Origin of the sequence: Devosia polycyclovorans, from assembly GCF_042181575.1 — a bacterium.
Taxonomy (GTDB): Bacteria; Pseudomonadota; Alphaproteobacteria; order Rhizobiales; family Devosiaceae; genus Devosia; species Devosia polycyclovorans.
This window is the reverse complement of record NZ_CP170082.1, coordinates 848,102-865,000: the sequence shown is the minus strand read 5'-3', so window position 1 is coordinate 865,000 and position 16,899 is coordinate 848,102. Positions and strand designations below refer to the sequence as shown.

Genomic DNA, 16,899 nt, shown 5'->3' with positions numbered 1-16,899 from the left:
ATGACTTCGTACCCTCAAGGGCCATCTCTGATCAGGGGGCGGCTGATTTCGTGCGGGCCATGATTGGCGCCCCCTTTACCGTTGACGGGGCGGGCCCGGCACTCGCCTATGCGGCCCTCGCCCCGAGCCTGCAGGAACTGGCTTCGCAGCCATCCGGCGCGGTCACCGGCGTAGCGGAGAACGTGACTGTCGTCCCCAAGACGACCTTGGCCTCAGGTGAGTCGCTCGGCCGGACTGAACGCTTCTTGACCGTGCGAGAACTTGGTCCTCTGGCGGACACGCTTCTGCGCAATGGTTTCACGCCGGCCCAGGTTGGGATGGTGGAACGTACCTTGGCCAGTCTCATGCCGGCGGCAGGTCTTCCGGCCGGTATTCGGCTGCGCATCCTCTATGGACCATTGGGCACCGGCGCCACCAGCCTTGTGCCTTACCGCATGTCGATCTATCGGCCCGAGGGCGCGCCGGGTGATCGGCACATCGCCACCGTGGCCTTGAGCGACAACGGTCAATATGTGGTGGGCCTGCAACCGGACTGGGTCGATTTCCCCGCCGAGGATGTCGAACAGATCAATGTGGGTAATCTGCCCAGCATCTATCGTTCGATCTGGGAAACCGGGCGCAAGCATGATTTGAGCGACGCCACGATCGAGCGCATCATCGCCATGTTTGCCTATGACATCGACATGACCAAACGCATTGCCGCGGGTGACACCATCGAGATTCTCGAAGCGGGTGACACTGGTGATGGCAGTGGCGAGGAACTTCTCTATGTCGGCCTGACCCTGTCGGGCACGACACGGCAGCTCTATCGCTTCACCACCGATGATGGCGTCGTCGATTTCTACGATCCGGATGGGGAAACCGGAAAGCGCTTCCTCAATCGCCGTCCGCTCGAAGGGGGTGGCACGCTGCGCTCCCGCTTCGGCTATCGTATTCATCCCATCTTCAAGACGCGCAGACTGCACACCGGGGTCGATCTGGCAGCACGCACGGGCACACCGATATATGCCGCCGGCGACGGCGTCATCACCCACTACAAGTGGCAGTCGGGCTACGGCAACAAGGTCGAAATCCAGCACGTCAACGGCTACGAAACAGCCTATGGCCACATGTCCCGCTACGCCGAAGGGCTCAGCGCCGGCTCCCATGTGCGCCAGGGACAGGTCATCGGCTATGTCGGCTCAACGGGTCAGTCCACCGGCCCGCATCTGCACTTCGAGATCAAGATCAACGGCAACCTCGTCGATCCCCTCAGCGTCAAGCTGCCAAAGGACAATGTGCTGGCGGCACAATATCGCGAAGAATTTGACCAGACCATTGCCCAGATCAATGACCTGATGGCCCGTGAACCGGCGCCCGTCTCGGTTGCCCAGGCGAACTGACCTCATCCGCTATTCGGGCCGGTCCACGTATACGTACATAGCCAGTTCGTTGCCACCCGGCTCGCGGAAGTGGAAGCGCCGCCCGCCAGGGAAATCATACTGGGCGCGTGTGATAACACCGCCCGCCTTGATGACGCGCCGTTCGGCGTCATCCAGATCTTCGGTCCGGATCACGGCCATGCTCGCGGCGACGCGATTGGCTGCCTGATCGACGCCGCCATCGATCCCGGCACCCTCCAAACCGTCATAGTCTGGACCGAAGCCGACTATGCCCCACCCAAAGGCAGCACGAAAAAAACCGCTGGTGGCGGATCGGTCGGATGTTGGAAACTCTATGTAGTCGATCTGGTCCATCAATCGCTCCCCAAGGTCCTCGTGAATTTGTTCGCGTCATGTTCTAGAACATGTCGCACCCGCCATCAGGTCGAGCAAATACAAAAGGGCCAGTCGTCAGACCGGCCCTTTTGCATCGAGCATTGTGCTCTATCAAGCTGCCGCGCCGGCCGCCATCGTATCGGCGGGGCGAAGCACGATACCATTGTCGTCGGCGTCCACCAGAACGCGGCCGCCATCGCTGACCGTTCCCGATAAAATCTCCTCGGCCAGCTCGTCCTGCACTTCGCGCTGAATGACGCGCTTGAGCGGACGAGCGCCATAGGCCGGGTCATAGCCCTCGTTGGCCAGCCAATCGCGGGCCTTGGGGGTCAATTCCAGCGTGATGTCCCGATCCTTGAGCAGGGCTTCGAGCCGGCCGAACTGGATATCGACAATATTGCCCATGTGTTCGCGCCCCAGACGGTGGAACAGCAGGATTTCATCGATCCGGTTGAGGAACTCCGGCCGGAACGCCGCCTTGACGGCATCGAGCACCTTGCCACGGGCCAGGTCCACTGACTCGCCATCCTTGAGTTCGACCAGGTATTCCGCCCCCAGATTGGAGGTGAGGATCACCACCGTGTTGCGGAAATCTACCGTGCGGCCCTGTCCGTCGGTCAGCCGACCGTCGTCGAGCACCTGCAACAGGACGTTGAACACATCCGGGTGCGCCTTTTCGATCTCGTCGAACAGGATCACCTGATAAGGCCGGCGCCGGACCGCTTCGGTCAGCACCCCGCCCTCGTCATAGCCGACATAGCCCGGAGGCGCGCCGATCAGCCGGGCGACCGAGTGCTTCTCCATGAATTCGGACATGTCGAGCCGCACCATGGCGGTCTCGTCATCGAACAGGAACTGCGCCAGCGCCTTGGTCAATTCGGTCTTGCCCACGCCAGTTGGGCCCAGGAACATGAACGAGCCGATCGGCCGGTTTGGATCCTGCAGGCCCGCCCGCGAGCGCCGCACGGCCTTGGCAACGGCGGCCACCGCTTCGGACTGCCCGATGACCCGGGCGCCAAGCGAACTCTCCATATGCAGGAGCTTTTCGCGTTCTCCCTCCATCATCCGGTCGACCGGAATGCCGGTCCAGCGCGAAACCACCTGGGCAATATCGGTGGGTTCCACGGTTTCCTTGGCCATCACCGGGTCAGGCTTGCCATCGCCATCCGCATCATCGGCCGCGGCAAGCCGCTTTTCGAGATCGGGGATGACGCCATAGGCTAGCTCACCGGCCTTGGCCAGATCACCCTGGCGCTGAGCGATTTCCAGCTGCGAGCGGGCCGCATCGAGCTCTTCCTTGATCTTGGTCGAGCCCTGCAGGCGTTCTTTCTCCGCCAGCCACTTGGCTGACAGGGTCTGGGCCTGTTCCTCAAGTCCCGCGAGGTCGTGTTCGAGCCGGTCGAGCCGGGTCTTGGAGCCCTCATCGGTCTCCTTCTTGAGCGCCTCGCGCTCGATCTTGAGCTGCATGATCCGTCGATCCAGCTCGTCCAGCGCTTCGGGCTTGCTGTCCACGGCCATGCGCAACCGCGCGGCGGCCTCATCCATCAGGTCGATGGCCTTGTCGGGCAGGAAACGGTCCGTGATGTAGCGGTTGCTGAGGGTGGCCGCGCTCACCAGGGCGGAATCCGCAATGCGAATGCCGTGATGCAGTTCGTATTTTTCCTTTAGGCCCCGCAGGATCGAAATGGTGTCCTCCACTGTCGGCTCGCTGACAAAGACCGGCTGGAAACGCCGGGCCAGGGCCGGATCCTTTTCCACATGCTTGCGATATTCATCCAGCGTGGTCGCGCCAACGCAGTGCAACTCACCGCGCGCCAAGGCAGGCTTGAGGAGATTGGACGCGTCCATGGCGCCCTCGCTCTTGCCGGCACCAACCAGCGTATGCATTTCGTCGATGAACAGAATGATCTGTCCCTCGGCGGCCTGCACCTCCGAGAGCACCGACTTCAAGCGCTCTTCGAACTCACCGCGATATTTCGCGCCCGCAATCAACGCGCCCATGTCGAGCGCCAGCAGGCTCTTGTTCTTGAGCGATTCTGGAACGTCGCCATTGACGATGCGGATGGCCAAGCCCTCGGCAATGGCAGTCTTGCCGACGCCGGGTTCACCGATCAGCACCGGATTGTTCTTGGTGCGACGGCTCAGAACCTGGATGGTGCGGCGAATTTCCTCATCGCGCCCGATCACCGGATCAAGCCGGCCTTCGCGCACATCGGCGGTCAGGTCGCGGGCGTATTTCTTGAGCGCATCATAGGTGTTCTCGGCCGAAGCGCTGTCGGCTGTACGGCCCTTGCGGATTTCTTCGATGGCCTTGTTGAGTCCCTGCGCGTTTACCCCGGCAGAGCTCAGGATCTTGCCGGCGTCGCTGTCCTTTTCGATGACCAAAGCGAGCAGCAACCGTTCGACCGTGACAAAGCTGTCGCCGGCCTTCTGGGCGGCCTGTTCGGCAGTGTCGAAGACCTTGGCCAATTCGCGGCTGAGGTAAAGCTGACCGGCATCACCGGACACCTTGGGAATCTTGTTCAGCGCCGCTTCCACGCCCGCTCGCGCCGCCTTGGGATCGCCCCCGGCCTTGCTGATCAGGCCATTGGCCATGCCCTGGTCGTCGTCAAGCAGGACCTTGAGGAGATGGATAGGTGAAAACTGCTGATGGCCCTTGCCCAGAGCTGCGGTCTGCGCACTCTGGATGAAGCCGCGCGCCCGCTCGGTGTATTTCTCGATGTTCAATGCAACTCTCCTTGTCTCGCCCGCCACGCGGCCCGTTTCGGCACCGGCATGACGGCGGAAGCGTCGTTTGAACAATGCCCATATTGGCGCATCGTTCGGTCTAGATGTAGGTCATCCAAGCGCGAACAAAAGAGGCTCGAGAGGAGAATCTTCGACCCGCAACGCGGTGTCATTGGTCGCAAACAAAAATGCCGGGCCTGGGGCCCGGCATTTGTTTGGTTTTCACCGCAATTTATTCGGCGGCATTGCCCGTCAGGAAAGCCGGGAGCTCTGCCACCGGCTCGGACTGCGCCTCATTGGCCGTATCGGCATTGGCTTCGCCTCCCGCATTGCGGCGGCGACGCGGGCGGCGCTCGCGTGGCTTGCGGGCCGGCTGTTCGCCCTCACCCTCGGCCGGCGCTGAAGCCGCCTCTGCCGGCCTCTCACCCCCTTCGGCAGCAACGGGTGGCTGCTCGCTCTCGCTGTCATTGCCCTGCTGCACCGGCTGTGACGGCTGGGGCGAGGAAAAGCGCGAATTGACGTCATTGCCGTCGTCTTCGAACTCGTTCTCGTCCTGGCTCTGGCCATCGCGCGGACCATTCATGGCCTGCTGGGCAGAAGACACGATGCGGAAATAGTGCTCGGCATGCTGCAGATAATTCTCGGCCATCACCGAATCGCCCGAAGATTGGGCGTCGCGGGCAAGCTGCATATATTTCTCGGCGACATGCGAGGCATTGCCACGCACCTTCACGTCAGGTCCGTTGCTCTCGTAGTTGCGCGACAGCGGATTGACATGTTTGCGTCCGCCGTTCCGGCCACGCTGCCGGTTCTTGTTCTGATTAGGTCTCATCGGGTCGCTTTGTCTAACTCTAAAAAGCTAAGCGTCACATCAATGGGCGGACCGGCGCGATAGGCCCGATCTGGCCCTCAATCCGTCGGCGGTAAGTGCGCACCGGGCGGAAACTCTTCTGGCTTCATGAAGACCGTGTGCGGTCGGCAGCGACCCTGGACAAGTCCATCCCGTCCCCGCGTCGTCCCGGACTTTCGGAACCGCGCTGCGTGAGCAGCTTACTGCATTTAGGATCGGGTGTGATCGCCGCGGCGCCCATGATGCGCCATTGACAGCTTCTATAAACTAACCGCTTCGGCCCGGTTTGACTAGCACAAACTGCGCATTGGCCAAAGCAAAGCCTTACTCGTCCTTCAAGTGGTGCGCCGAAATCACACGATCAAGGCCATTAAGGTCCTTGTGAACGAGGATTTCGGTCAAACCATGTTCGGCGAACAACGCACTCACGCTCTCCCCCTGATCATAGCCGATCTCAACGAGCACCTGACCGCCTGGCTTCAGATGGCGCGCTGCCCCCGCAGCGATGATCCGGTAAGGACCGAGCCCATCGGGCCCGCCATCCAGCGCCAGGCGCGGATCGAAGGCCCTGACCTCGGGATCAAGCGTTTCAACCACGTCGCTGGCGATATAGGGCGGATTGGAGGTGATGAGATCAAAGCCTTCCCCGCCGTCCCGTCCAGAATACCCAAGGTCAAGTGCTTCAAACCAGTTCCCAAGTGCAAATTCAAGACGACCCTGCACCCCGTTCCGTTCGGCATTTTCACGGGCCATGGTCATGGCATCGAGGGCGATATCGGTCGCTATTCCCTCGGCATCGGCCCGATTGGCCAGCACCGCAATGGGAATGCAGCCGGTCCCAGTGCCCAGATCAAGCAGGCGCCCACCTTGCGGCAGGGCCTCGATCGCCAGGTCCACCAGCAATTCGGTGTCGGGCCGCGGCTCAAGTGTTGCGACATTGAGCCAAAATGGCAGTCCGTAGAACTCTTTCTCGCCCAGAATGCGCGCAACCGATTCCCCGGTCATCCGCCTCTGCAGCAGCTCGGCCACGTTGGCCGCCTGCTCATCACTCACCTGTTCCTGCTCGCGGGTTGCCAGAGCAAGGGCGTCAAGCCCCAGCGCATGGCCGGTAAGCAGCTTGGCATCGAGCGCGGCCGTTTCAAAGCCGAGCCGGCCTAACACGTCGCGCCAGCCGCGCCACAATGCGCCGATCCGCAGCGGCTCGCTCAGTTGCTCTGCTCCATGGCGGCAAGCTGTGCTGCCTGATGTTCGGTGATGAGCGCCTCGATCAACTCGTCCAGCGCTTCGCCCGCAATCACCTTGTCGAGCTTGTAGAGGGTCAGATTGATCCGGTGATCGGTGACGCGTCCCTGCGGGAAATTATAGGTGCGGATGCGTTCCGAGCGGTCGCCAGACCCGACCTGCCCCTTGCGCTCTGCCGAACGGGCGCTGTCGCGTTCCTCGCGCTGCATCTCGTAAAGCCGCGAGCGCAGCACGACCAGCGCCTGGGCCCGATTCTGGTGCTGCGACTTCATCGCCGAGGTCACCACAAGCCCGGTCGGAATGTGGGTGATGCGCACCGCCGAGTCTGTGGTGTTGACGTGCTGTCCGCCCGCGCCCGAGGCGCGCATCGTATCGATGCGAATATCCTCATTGCGGATTTCGATATCGATGTCTTCGACTTCCGGCAGCACGGCCACCGTCGCTGCCGAAGTATGAATGCGCCCCGAAGCCTCCGTGGCGGGTACGCGCTGCACCCGATGCACGCCGCTTTCATATTTCATGCGGGCATAGACGCCCTTGCCCGACACATTGGCGATGATTTCCTTGAAGCCCCCGACTTCGCCGGGGCTTTCTTCCATCACCGTAACCTTCCAGCCCCGCGCGGCCGCATAGCGCTCATACATGCGGAACAGATCACCGGCGAACAAAGCCGCTTCGTCCCCGCCGGTGCCGCCACGGATTTCGAGAATGACGGACTTTTCGTCCGCCTCGTCCTTGGGTAGCAGCAAGATGCGGATCGATTGGGCCAGCTGCTCGATCTTCTCGTCCAGCTCTTCAATTTCCATTTCGGCCATCTCGGCCATTTCCTTGTCGCCGCTCTTGAGCAGCGCCTCGGCCTCGGCATGATCCTTCAGGGCCTTCTTGTAGGCGCTAATTTCGCCCACGATTTCCGAAAGATCCGAATGCTCCTTGGAAAGCCGGGCCAATTCGTCCGGGCTGGCACCACTCGATAGCGCGGCTTCGATGTATTGGAAGCGCGTTTCAAGGGCGTCGAGCTTGTCCTGGGGAAGGCTGGGCATTCTTGGTCTTTCAACGTGGCAATCGCGGCTTGCATTGCAGTGCGGCGACGGACGGAACAATAGGCCGCGGTGTAATGATCCCGGCACGCAACATCAAGCGGCCATTCGAGCCCTACCCCATGGGCAAGTTCTGCTTGTCCACCCACTCGGTCAAAAGCTCGCGCACCGAATGCCCGTTTGCGCCCACACTCAAGGCTTCAGAAATGGCCGCCTGCAGCGGCTTGAGTTCAAGATTGAGGATCATTTCCTTGATCGGGCCAATGGAGGCCGGGCCCATGGAGAGCCGGGTCATGCCAATGGCCATCAGCGCCAGCGCTTCCATGGGTTTGCCGGCCAGCTCGCCACACATTGTGACGGGCTTGTTGTGCCGCGCCGCAGCATCGACCACCAGCCTGATGGCGCGCAGGCGCGGCAGCGCGATCGGGTCATAAGCCTTGGACACCCGAGGATTGGCCCGATCGGCGGCGGTCAGGAACTGCACCAGGTCGTTCGAGCCGATGGAGACGAAGTCGCTTTCGGGCATGATCTGGTCCAGCTCGAACAACAGCGATGGCACCTCCACCATGGCCCCGATTTCGACTTTCTCCGGCACCGGTTGCCCGGCGCGCCTGAGGCGCTCCATTTCCTTGTTGAGCACGGTCTTGGTCTGCCGGAACTCGAAAGTTTCGGTGACCATGGGCACCAGGATCTTGAGTGGCCGCCCATGCGCCGCCAGCAGCAGCGCCCGGATCTGCGTGCGCAACAACCCTGGCCGGTCCAGACCCAGCCGGATCGAGCGATAGCCCATGGCCGGATTTTCTTCAGCAGCCGAACGCAGATAGGGCACGACCTTGTCGCCGCCAATATCGAGCAGCCGGAACACCACAGGACGGTCACCGGCTATGGCCATAGCTTCGGCATAAAGCTCGACCTGCTCCTGCAGACGCGGCAACCGGCTCGCGATCATAAATTGCAGCTCGGTGCGGAATAGTCCGACCCCGGCCGCACCGGTATCGTCCAGCATGGGCAAATCTGCCACCAGCCCCGAATTGTGCAGCAGCGTGATTTCCACGCCGTCCTTGGTGATGCTCGGCTTGTCCTTGAACGATGCATAATGCGCGCGCCGTCGTGCCGAAATGCGGACCTTGTCGATATAGGTCTGCTCGACGTCCGGCGTGGGCCTGAGATGCACCTGCCCCAGCGGCCCATCGATAATAATGTCATCGCCGCTTTCGCACATCGAAACGATGGACTGGGCTTGGCCCACCGCAACGATCCCCAAAGAGCGAGCGACAATGGCCACATGCGCCGTTGCCCCACCCTCTTCGAGCACCACGCCGCGCAACTTCTTGCGGTCATATTCGAGCAGTTCTGCCGGCCCCATATTGCGGGCGACCAGGATGGCGTTGTCCGGCAGTTCCTTGCGCCCCAGGGTCTGGCCATCGCCTGTCAGCACCCGCAAAAGCCGATTGGCCAGATCATCAAGATCGTGCAGCCGGTCGCGAATATAGGGGTCGGTCTGGCGCTGCATGCGCGCGCGGGTATCGTTCTGCACCCGCTCCACCGCCGCTTCGGCCGAAAGCCCATTGTCGATCGCTTCGGTCAGCCGGTTCACCCAGCCCCGGTCATTGGCGAACATGCGATAGGTCTCGAGAATTTCGCGGTGGTCCGAGGTCGGCTGCATGTCGCCGTGGTCGAGCATGGCATCGATGGAGACGCGCATCGACGCCAGGGCGGCGTCGAGCCGCTGCTTTTCCGCATCGGTGTCTTCAGCGATGAAATTGGTCACCACCACGCGCGGATCGTGCAACACCACCGTGCCAAGCGCGATCCCGTCGGTGAAGCTGACGCCATTGAACATACGAGGCCGCCTGAGATCGATATCCGATCCGGGCTTGATCAGATTGTCGAAGTCGCTGGTGGCAATCATTTCGGCCAGGATTGTGGCCGTGGTCAGCATCGCCTCGGATTCGTCTTCGCCATAATGGCGCCGGTCAGCATTCTGCACCACCAGCACGCCCAGCGTCTGGCCTGCCCGCAGCACCGGCACGCCGAGGAAGGAATTGTATTTTTCTTCGCCCGTTTCCGGACGATAGGCAAAGGCCGGATGGCTGGTCGCGTCGTCCAGGCTGAGCGGTTCGGCCTCGGCGGCAATCAGGCCCACAAGGCCCTCGCCCAGCCGCAGTGTTGTCAGGTGCACCGATTCGGTATTGAGGCCGCGGGTAGCAAACAGCTCGAGCGCGCCGTCATCGCGCAACACATAGAACGAGCACACATCGGCCCGCATGTTTTCCGCAATCAGGCCCACGATCTTGTCGAGACGTTCCTGCGAAGCCAGGGGCTCCGCCATTGTCTCGCGCAACTGCCGCAGGAGCACCCTTGGGCCGCCTATGGTCGTGACCATGCCTCTCATAAGGCGGCCCGCAAAGCCGCCCCCCTATTTGAAGGACGCGGCCTTGTCCCCTCGACTGTGGTCAGGCGTCCTGTCTGTCCAGACCGTAATAGGTGTGCAGGGCGCGAACCGCAAGCTCGGCATATTCTTCATCGATCAACACCGAAGTCTTGATTTCCGACGTGGTGATGAGCTGGATATTGATACCCTTGTCGGCCAGGGCCTTGAACATCGAGGCGGCAACGCCGGCATGAGAGCGCATGCCAACGCCCACGACCGAGACCTTGGCGCCGCCACGCGAGCCCGAGAGACGGGCATATTCAAAGCGCCCGCCATTGTCTTCGAGCGCCTTGACAGCCTTGTCATATTCGCTGTCGGGCACGGTAAAGGTGATGTCGGTTGTTGCGCCATCATCGGCAATGTTCTGCACGATCATGTCGACAATGATGCCCTTGTCGGCCAGCGTGCCGAAAATGGCGGCGGCGACGCCTGGGCTGTCCTTGACTTTGCGCAGGGTGATCTTGGCTTCGGCCTTGGCGAGCGTCACGCCCGAAACGATCTGCTGTTCCATGATCTCATCCTCATCGCAGACAAGCGTGCCGGGCACACCCGGCGTCCCATCGGGCGCGATCTGCGGCGCGTCCGGGTCATCGAAACTGGAGCGTACGGTCAGGCGCACCTTATGCGCCATGGCCATTTCCACTGAACGGATCATCAGCACCTTGGCCCCGAGCGAGGCCATTTCCAACATTTCCTCGAAGGAAATCTTGGTCATGCGCTGCGCCTTGGGCACGATGCGCGGATCGGTGGTGTAGACGCCATCGACGTCGGTATAGATATCGCAGCGGTCCGCCTTGACGGCTGCAGCCACCGCCACGGCCGAAGTGTCGGACCCGCCGCGGCCCAGCGTGGTCACGCGGCCATGGGGCGAAATGCCCTGGAAACCCGTAATCACCGGCACCCACCCATCCTTCATGCGCTTGTCGAGCTCGGTCGGGTCGATTTCGGTAATCCGGGCTGCGCCATGCGCGTCATCGGTATGGATAGGCACCTGCCAGCCGGCAAAACTGCGCGACTGGATACCCATTTCCGAAAGGACAATGGCCATCAGCCCCGCCGTCACCTGCTCGCCCGATGCCACCACGGCGTCATATTCGCGCGCATCATGGAACTTGGAGGCCTCATTGACCCAGCCGACCAGCTCATTGGTCTTGCCGCTCATGGCCGAAACCACCACGGCCACTTCATGGCCGGCCTCGACCTCACGCTTGATATGGCGCGCAGCATTGCGGATGCGTTCCACATTGGCGACCGAGGTGCCACCGAACTTGACGACGATACGGGCCAATGGATTTTCCCCGCTGATACGCCGAACCCGGCGGTACGCTTCATTGTTGCGGGCGGACATGCCACAAAGCCGATGCGCAATCAATGGGCATCACGGTTACGATTGGCCCATACCGTCAATCCTGCGACAGGCCGTACCTTGCCCCTGCCCCATCGGGCGGGTCATATGGTCAGGCAAGGAGCGCATCGTTCATGACCGATACCGCAAAGACCACTGTCAACGACGCCGAAATCGCCAAGTTCGCAGCCATGGCCGAACAATGGTGGGACCCAAAGGGCAAGTTCAAGCCGCTGCACAAGTTCAATCCGGTGCGGCTGAGCTATATCCGCGACCATCTGATCCGCCATTTCGACCGGGACGCCGGCTCCATCCGGCCCTTCGAGGGGTTGCGCGTACTCGATGTCGGCTGCGGTGGCGGCCTCTTGTGCGAACCCCTGACACGTCTTGGGGCCAGCGTAACCGGCATTGATGCCGCCGAGCGCAATATTGCCATTGCCAGAATTCACGCCGAGCAATCCGGGCTCGCGATTGATTATCGCGCCACCACCAGTGAGGCACTGGTCGCCGCCGGCGAAAAGTTCGATGTGGTGCTCAACATGGAAGTGGTCGAACATGTCGACAACGTGCCGCTCTACATGAAGAGTTGCGCCGATCTGGTGGCACCGGGCGGACTGATGTTCACCGCCACGCTCAACCGCACCGCCCGCTCCTGGGCCCTGGCGATCATCGGTGCCGAATATGTACTGCGCTGGCTGCCGCGCGGCACGCATGACTGGAAAAAATTCCTTACGCCCGAGGAAATTGCCGCCCAGTTGCGGCGCAACAATCTCACCGTCATCGACCAGACTGGCGTTACCTATAATCCCCTGGCCGATGACTGGCGGACCTCGCTCGATATGGCGATCAACTACATGATCCTTGCCACCCGCCCCGTCTGAAGGATCAGGCAAACCGGCCGTCGGGCAGGACGGCCGGTCCGCTACGCCCTGACTGGAGGCAGAGTCAGAACACGTAGACCTTCAGCGTCGCCCCTTGCGTGTGAACAGACATACGCTTGTACACCATGACAATCCTCCAATGAACGATGGCCAAGCCACCTGGAAGCGATCATCAGGACCGAAAGCCAGACCGTAATCCGCAGTTATACGCGAGTCGGCTCGCAAATTTTCCGCCGTAGTAAACTGCGGTGGTTAAGGGAAAATACTCGATAGGTTAACAGTCTCAGAGGCGAAGTCTTGGTAAGTCTTGTCCGCAAGGGAGCGGACTATCCGCTTACAGGGCATCTGTAGGCGCGATGGGTCCCTCCATTCAGCGCGGAATGGAGGGAATGGGGCGAGGCCCAAAAGACTAGGCCTTGAGCAACTCGTCCCGGCCGACGCGCAGCACCAGGCGATCATCATCGACCCGGTCGATATGCTCGGGGAAAATATAGCGGTCCGCCGCAAATAATCCTTCCGCATCAAGTCGAACAAAGCCTTCACGCAAGGCCTTTTCCTGCATTTCGCGAGGCAGACCGTCGTCCGGGTGGAACAGGTCGGCGAGCAATCCCGTCAGGTCATTGCGCTGCCGCTCCAAGACCGGGCTGATACCGGCGGCATCAACCTCGGGCGCATCCGGCGCCTCATCCGTGCTGCGAAATGTCTCGACTTTGCCGATGGGCTGCATGGCCTTGTCTACGACCCGCATGCCTTCATGAATGTCAGTCGGTATGGCGTCCATTTCGTGCTCCTTTGTTCATTCGAGGCAAAACGCGGTGCCGGGGGCGCCCGTTCCAATTGCCCGGGCAGCGGAACGCGCGGAAAATGTGAACACAGTCATGTGAACCGTGTTGGGCGTTTCGCGTTTCCGTCCCCAACAGCACGGATGACATAACAATGAAACCATCTGCCCGCGCCATTCTGGCGCTGTGGGCCATATGCCCTTTTGCGCCCGCCGCCAGTGGGGCCGAAGCGCTCACTGCGCGCAATGACGAATCCGTCTTCATCTTTGGCGGCCCGATGAGCAGCGGCTATTTTGGCGATGCGCTGGTGTTCTGGAACAGCGGCTATGAGCCCAATTATTTCGCCGGTGTCGGCTATCAGCGGTTCTTCTACGAATATGAGAGTTTCGCGCTCGGACTCGAGGCCGGGATTGGTATTCGCACGGGACAATCTACCTCAGCGGAGGCGTGGGCGGGCTTGGTGGGGCGGTTGACCGAAGTCGAATTTGGCCCGCTCAACATCACGCCGTCCATCACGGGCGGCTTTTCTGTGGTCACCGACACCATTGGCGTTGAGACCACCCGCACCACCGCTTCAGGCGACAGCGCCACCTTGCTCTACTATCTGGCCCCGGAAATTGCCGTGTCGCATGACGATCACCCCCAATGGGAAGCCTTCGGCCGCATCCAGCACCGCTCGGGTGGCTTCGGCACCATTGCGCACATCGATGGCTCCAATGCGGTGACCCTGGGTGTTCGCTACAAATTCTGACTCAAAGACGGGCGAGTGCGCCGCTCCACGTGGCCCTCCGGTTGCACGGCGAAATTCGATCTTCGTTTCAGTTAGATAAGAAGAGGCAAAGACCGCTCCCCAGGAGCACAATTTAGGACGCACGCATTGAGCGGTCTGATGAGGGGAGGAGCGGAGTGGAGGTGCCCTTCGACAGACACTCTGCCAAACTTGACCAACCGGACAGTCCCCTTTGGCCGCTCCCCTCGCCTTTGCCCGCAGACTGGGGCGCGAGATGCGTCTCAAACGTTTCTCGAGACAAGAAAAAGGCCACCAAAAATGGTGGCCTCAATCATCATCGCAGGAGTAAAAATTACTTCTGCAGCACCAGGTTGATGGCAGACTCGCGGCCATCACGACCGGTCTCAACCTCGTAGGTGACCTTGTCGTTCTCATAGAGGCCATCAACGCCAGAATTCTGGACAGCGGAGATGTGGACGAAATGGTCCTTGCCGCCGTTTTCAGGCGTAATGAAACCAAAGCCCTTGGTGGTGTTGAAGAATTTTACAGTACCGGTGACGGTTGCCATTTTTAGATTTCCTTAAAGCTCGGAGCCGAAGCGGAACGAGCGTTTCCCTCCGCAACATGCAAGAGGGCCTACAAACGTTCGCAAAGTGGATCAGTAAGCCAAGGACCGGGATGAACCGGCTAGAGGCAGCCGACTTGGGCTGAAAACGTATGGCTCCATATCGCACTAAATAGTGTTCATGGCAAGGCGTAGTGGTCTACGACTTCGTGTTTGCGGCGATGAGCTGGCGCAACTGCTTTGACAAGGTGCCACCGGTAATGGTCGCGGTGTCGTACCCTTCAGCCTTGAGTGCGGCTTTGATTTCGCTGAATGACCGGCATTTGCCGCTGCGGGCCAATTCAAAAGCGCGTTCGATTGAAGTGAGATTTTTTGTCATGACGCCACTGTGACACGAAACACGGTACAAAGCCCAATCCGAACGGACATATTGCAACCAGGCGCATGATTATTCGTCGCAACCACGTGAAACCTCGACGACACCAGTACCGTACGGTACGGTACGGAAATTTCTTGAAGCCCGGCTGGAATGGGTCTAAACAGAACCAACGCCAAATCGGTCCACCGGCAGCATCTCGAGGACACCACCATGCCCGCCTATCGTTCCCGCACCACCACCCATGGCCGCAACATGGCCGGCGCGCGCGGCCTCTGGCGCGCTACTGGCATGAAGGACGGCGATTTCGGCAAACCCATCATTGCGGTGGTGAACTCGTTCACCCAGTTTGTGCCCGGCCATGTGCACCTTAAGGATCTGGGCCAGCTCGTTGCCCGCGAAATCGAGGCGGCCGGCGGCGTCGCTAAGGAATTCAACACCATCGCGGTCGATGACGGCATCGCCATGGGCCATGACGGCATGCTCTATTCCCTGCCCAGCCGCGACATCATCGCGGACTCGGTGGAATATATGGTCAATGCGCACTGCGCCGATGCCATGGTCTGCATCTCCAATTGCGACAAGATCACCCCCGGCATGCTCAATGCCGCGATGCGCTTGAACATCCCCGTGGTATTCGTTTCGGGCGGGCCGATGGAAGCGGGCAAGGCCATGGTCAAGGGCAAGCTGCAGGCGCTTGATCTGGTCGACGCCATGGTGATGGCCGCCGATGACCACTATACGGATGAGGAAGTGCAGGCCGTCGAGGAAGCCGCTTGCCCCACCTGCGGCTCCTGCTCGGGCATGTTCACCGCCAATTCGATGAATTGCCTCACCGAGGCGCTGGGCCTGTCGCTGCCGGGCAATGGCTCGACGCTCGCCACCCATTCGGACCGCAAGCGCCTGTTCCAGGAAGCCGGGCATCTGATCGTTGACCTGGCCCGCCGCTATTACGAGCAGGAAGACGAAAACGTCCTGCCGCGCAAGATCGCCACAAAAGCAGCCTTCGAAAACGCCATGAGCCTGGACATCGCCATGGGCGGCTCGACCAATACCGTGCTGCATATTCTGGCCGCGGCCCATGAGGGCGGCGTCGACTTCACCATGGACGACATAGACCGCCTGAGCCGCAAGGTGCCAGTGCTTTCAAAAGTCGCCCCGGCCAAGAACGACGTTCATATGGAAGACGTGCACCGCGCCGGCGGCATCTTCGCCATTCTCGGCCAGCTCGATCGCGCGGGCCTGATCAACCGCACCGAACCCACCGTCCACGCAGCCACCATGGGCGATGCCATCGACAAATGGGATATCTCGCGCACCAATTCGGAAAGCGTGCGCAATTTCTATATGGCAGCGCCCGGCGGCGTGCGTACGACGCAGGCCTTCTCCCAGTCCAATCGCTGGAAGGACCTCGACACCGACCGCACCAATGGCGCGATCCGCTCGCCGGAAAACCCCTTCTCCAAGGATGGGGGCCTGGCCGTGCTCAAGGGCAATATCGCGCTCGATGGCTGCATCGTGAAGACCGCGGGCGTGGATGAATCCATTCTCAAATTCACCGGCCCGGCCCGTGTCTTCGAGAGTCAGGACATGACCGTCAAGGCGATCCTTTCCAACGAGATCAAGGAAGGAGATGTCGTCGTCATCCGCTATGAAGGCCCCAAGGGCGGCCCCGGTATGCAGGAAATGCTCTATCCCACGAGCTACCTCAAATCCAAGGGCCTGGGCAAAGCCTGCGCGCTCCTGACCGACGGGCGCTTTTCGGGCGGCACCTCGGGCCTGTCCATCGGCCATGCCTCGCCCGAGGCGGCCGAAGGCGGCGCCATTGGCCTGGTGCGTGAGGGCGATATTATCGAGATCGACATCCCCAACCGCACCGTCAACGTGCTGGTGTCCGATGCCGAACTGGCCGCCCGCCGCGCCGAGCAGGACAAGCTCGGCTGGAAACCGGCCCAGCCGCGCAATCGCAAGATCACCACGGCGCTCAAGGCTTATGCGGCCTTTGTCACCTCCGCTGCCACCGGTGCCGTGCGCGACACCAAGGCCATCGACAAGCTCTGGCACTGAGGCAATAGCGTCTGGCCGCCCCCTCCTGAGGGAGGGTCGGTCCAATTCGTCACTCGGCGCATGACTTTTTGGTGACAAGCCTGCCGCCCGGTGCTAACACGCGCTC

General features: G+C 61.2%; 14 protein-coding genes (1 of these 14 running past the window's edge). 4 read left to right on the top strand and 10 right to left on the bottom strand.

Annotated elements, in window-relative coordinates:
• A protein-coding gene (locus tag ACE4RL_RS04420; protein ID WP_375599318.1) for a M23 family metallopeptidase crosses the window boundary here: on the top strand, positions 1-1,382 show its 3' portion. Its footprint begins 583 nt before the window's first position; the window shows 1,382 of its 1,965 coding nt (coding positions 584-1,965); its start codon lies off the left edge, out of view; it ends in the stop codon at positions 1,380-1,382.
• A 9-nt stretch (positions 1,383-1,391) separates the two neighbouring features.
• Here the strand turns inward: ACE4RL_RS04420 and ACE4RL_RS04415 are convergent, their stop codons facing one another.
• The 7 genes from ACE4RL_RS04415 to ACE4RL_RS04385 form a co-directional block, all read right to left on the bottom strand.
• Positions 1,392-1,736 (bottom strand): VOC family protein, encoded by a 345-nt coding sequence (locus ACE4RL_RS04415; protein ID WP_375599317.1) that lies wholly within the window; start codon positions 1,734-1,736, stop codon positions 1,392-1,394.
• A gap of 132 nt (positions 1,737-1,868) precedes the next feature.
• Positions 1,869-4,484, bottom strand: a complete 2,616-nt coding sequence (gene clpB / locus ACE4RL_RS04410; protein WP_375599316.1) for an ATP-dependent chaperone ClpB — start codon at positions 4,482-4,484, stop codon at positions 1,869-1,871.
• A 232-nt stretch (positions 4,485-4,716) separates the two neighbouring features.
• Positions 4,717-5,316, bottom strand: a complete 600-nt coding sequence (locus tag ACE4RL_RS04405; protein ID WP_375599315.1) for a DUF4167 domain-containing protein — start codon at positions 5,314-5,316, stop codon at positions 4,717-4,719.
• A 342-nt stretch (positions 5,317-5,658) separates the two neighbouring features.
• Positions 5,659-6,516: a peptide chain release factor N(5)-glutamine methyltransferase gene (gene prmC / locus ACE4RL_RS04400; RefSeq protein WP_375599314.1), complete on the bottom strand. Its 858-nt coding sequence runs from the start codon at positions 6,514-6,516 to the stop codon at positions 5,659-5,661.
• Between the two features lie 23 nt (positions 6,517-6,539).
• A complete protein-coding gene (prfA, locus tag ACE4RL_RS04395) occupies positions 6,540-7,616 on the bottom strand; it encodes a peptide chain release factor 1 (protein ID WP_375599313.1) in 1,077 nt (358 codons plus the stop codon).
• Between the two features lie 112 nt (positions 7,617-7,728).
• Complete coding sequence (gene ptsP / locus ACE4RL_RS04390; RefSeq protein ID WP_375599312.1) at positions 7,729-10,008, bottom strand: phosphoenolpyruvate--protein phosphotransferase; 2,280 nt, start codon at positions 10,006-10,008, stop codon at positions 7,729-7,731.
• Between the two features lie 61 nt (positions 10,009-10,069).
• Entirely contained in the window at positions 10,070-11,335 is a 1,266-nt protein-coding gene (locus ACE4RL_RS04385; RefSeq protein ID WP_375599311.1) for an aspartate kinase, read from the bottom strand.
• Positions 11,336-11,526: 191 nt separating this feature from the next.
• Between ACE4RL_RS04385 and ubiG the strand changes: the two genes are divergently transcribed.
• Positions 11,527-12,273 (top strand): bifunctional 2-polyprenyl-6-hydroxyphenol methylase/3-demethylubiquinol 3-O-methyltransferase UbiG, encoded by a 747-nt coding sequence (gene ubiG, locus ACE4RL_RS04380; RefSeq protein WP_375599310.1) that lies wholly within the window; start codon positions 11,527-11,529, stop codon positions 12,271-12,273.
• Positions 12,274-12,682: 409 nt separating this feature from the next.
• On the opposite strand, the gene ACE4RL_RS04375 is transcribed toward ubiG, so the two are convergent.
• Positions 12,683-13,054: a hypothetical protein gene (locus ACE4RL_RS04375; RefSeq protein WP_375599309.1), complete on the bottom strand. Its 372-nt coding sequence runs from the start codon at positions 13,052-13,054 to the stop codon at positions 12,683-12,685.
• A gap of 155 nt (positions 13,055-13,209) precedes the next feature.
• Here ACE4RL_RS04375 and ACE4RL_RS04370 point away from each other — a divergent pair, with 155 nt between their 5' ends.
• The gene (locus ACE4RL_RS04370; protein ID WP_375599308.1) at positions 13,210-13,806 is read left to right on the top strand and encodes a hypothetical protein; all 597 of its coding nucleotides are present in this window, start codon (positions 13,210-13,212) and stop codon (positions 13,804-13,806) included.
• Positions 13,807-14,137: 331 nt separating this feature from the next.
• Here the strand turns inward: ACE4RL_RS04370 and ACE4RL_RS04365 are convergent, their stop codons facing one another.
• Positions 14,138-14,353 carry a cold-shock protein gene (locus ACE4RL_RS04365; protein WP_157290331.1) on the bottom strand — a complete coding sequence of 72 codons (216 nt, stop codon included), beginning with the start codon at positions 14,351-14,353 and terminating at the stop codon, positions 14,138-14,140.
• Between the two features lie 196 nt (positions 14,354-14,549).
• Entirely contained in the window at positions 14,550-14,729 is a 180-nt protein-coding gene (locus ACE4RL_RS04360; protein ID WP_375599307.1) for a hypothetical protein, read from the bottom strand.
• Between the two features lie 210 nt (positions 14,730-14,939).
• On the opposite strand from ACE4RL_RS04360, the gene ilvD reads away from it, so the two are divergent.
• Positions 14,940-16,793, top strand: coding sequence for a dihydroxy-acid dehydratase (gene ilvD, locus ACE4RL_RS04355; protein ID WP_375599306.1), 1,854 nt, complete (start codon positions 14,940-14,942; stop codon positions 16,791-16,793).
• Positions 16,794-16,899 lie beyond the last annotated feature (106 nt).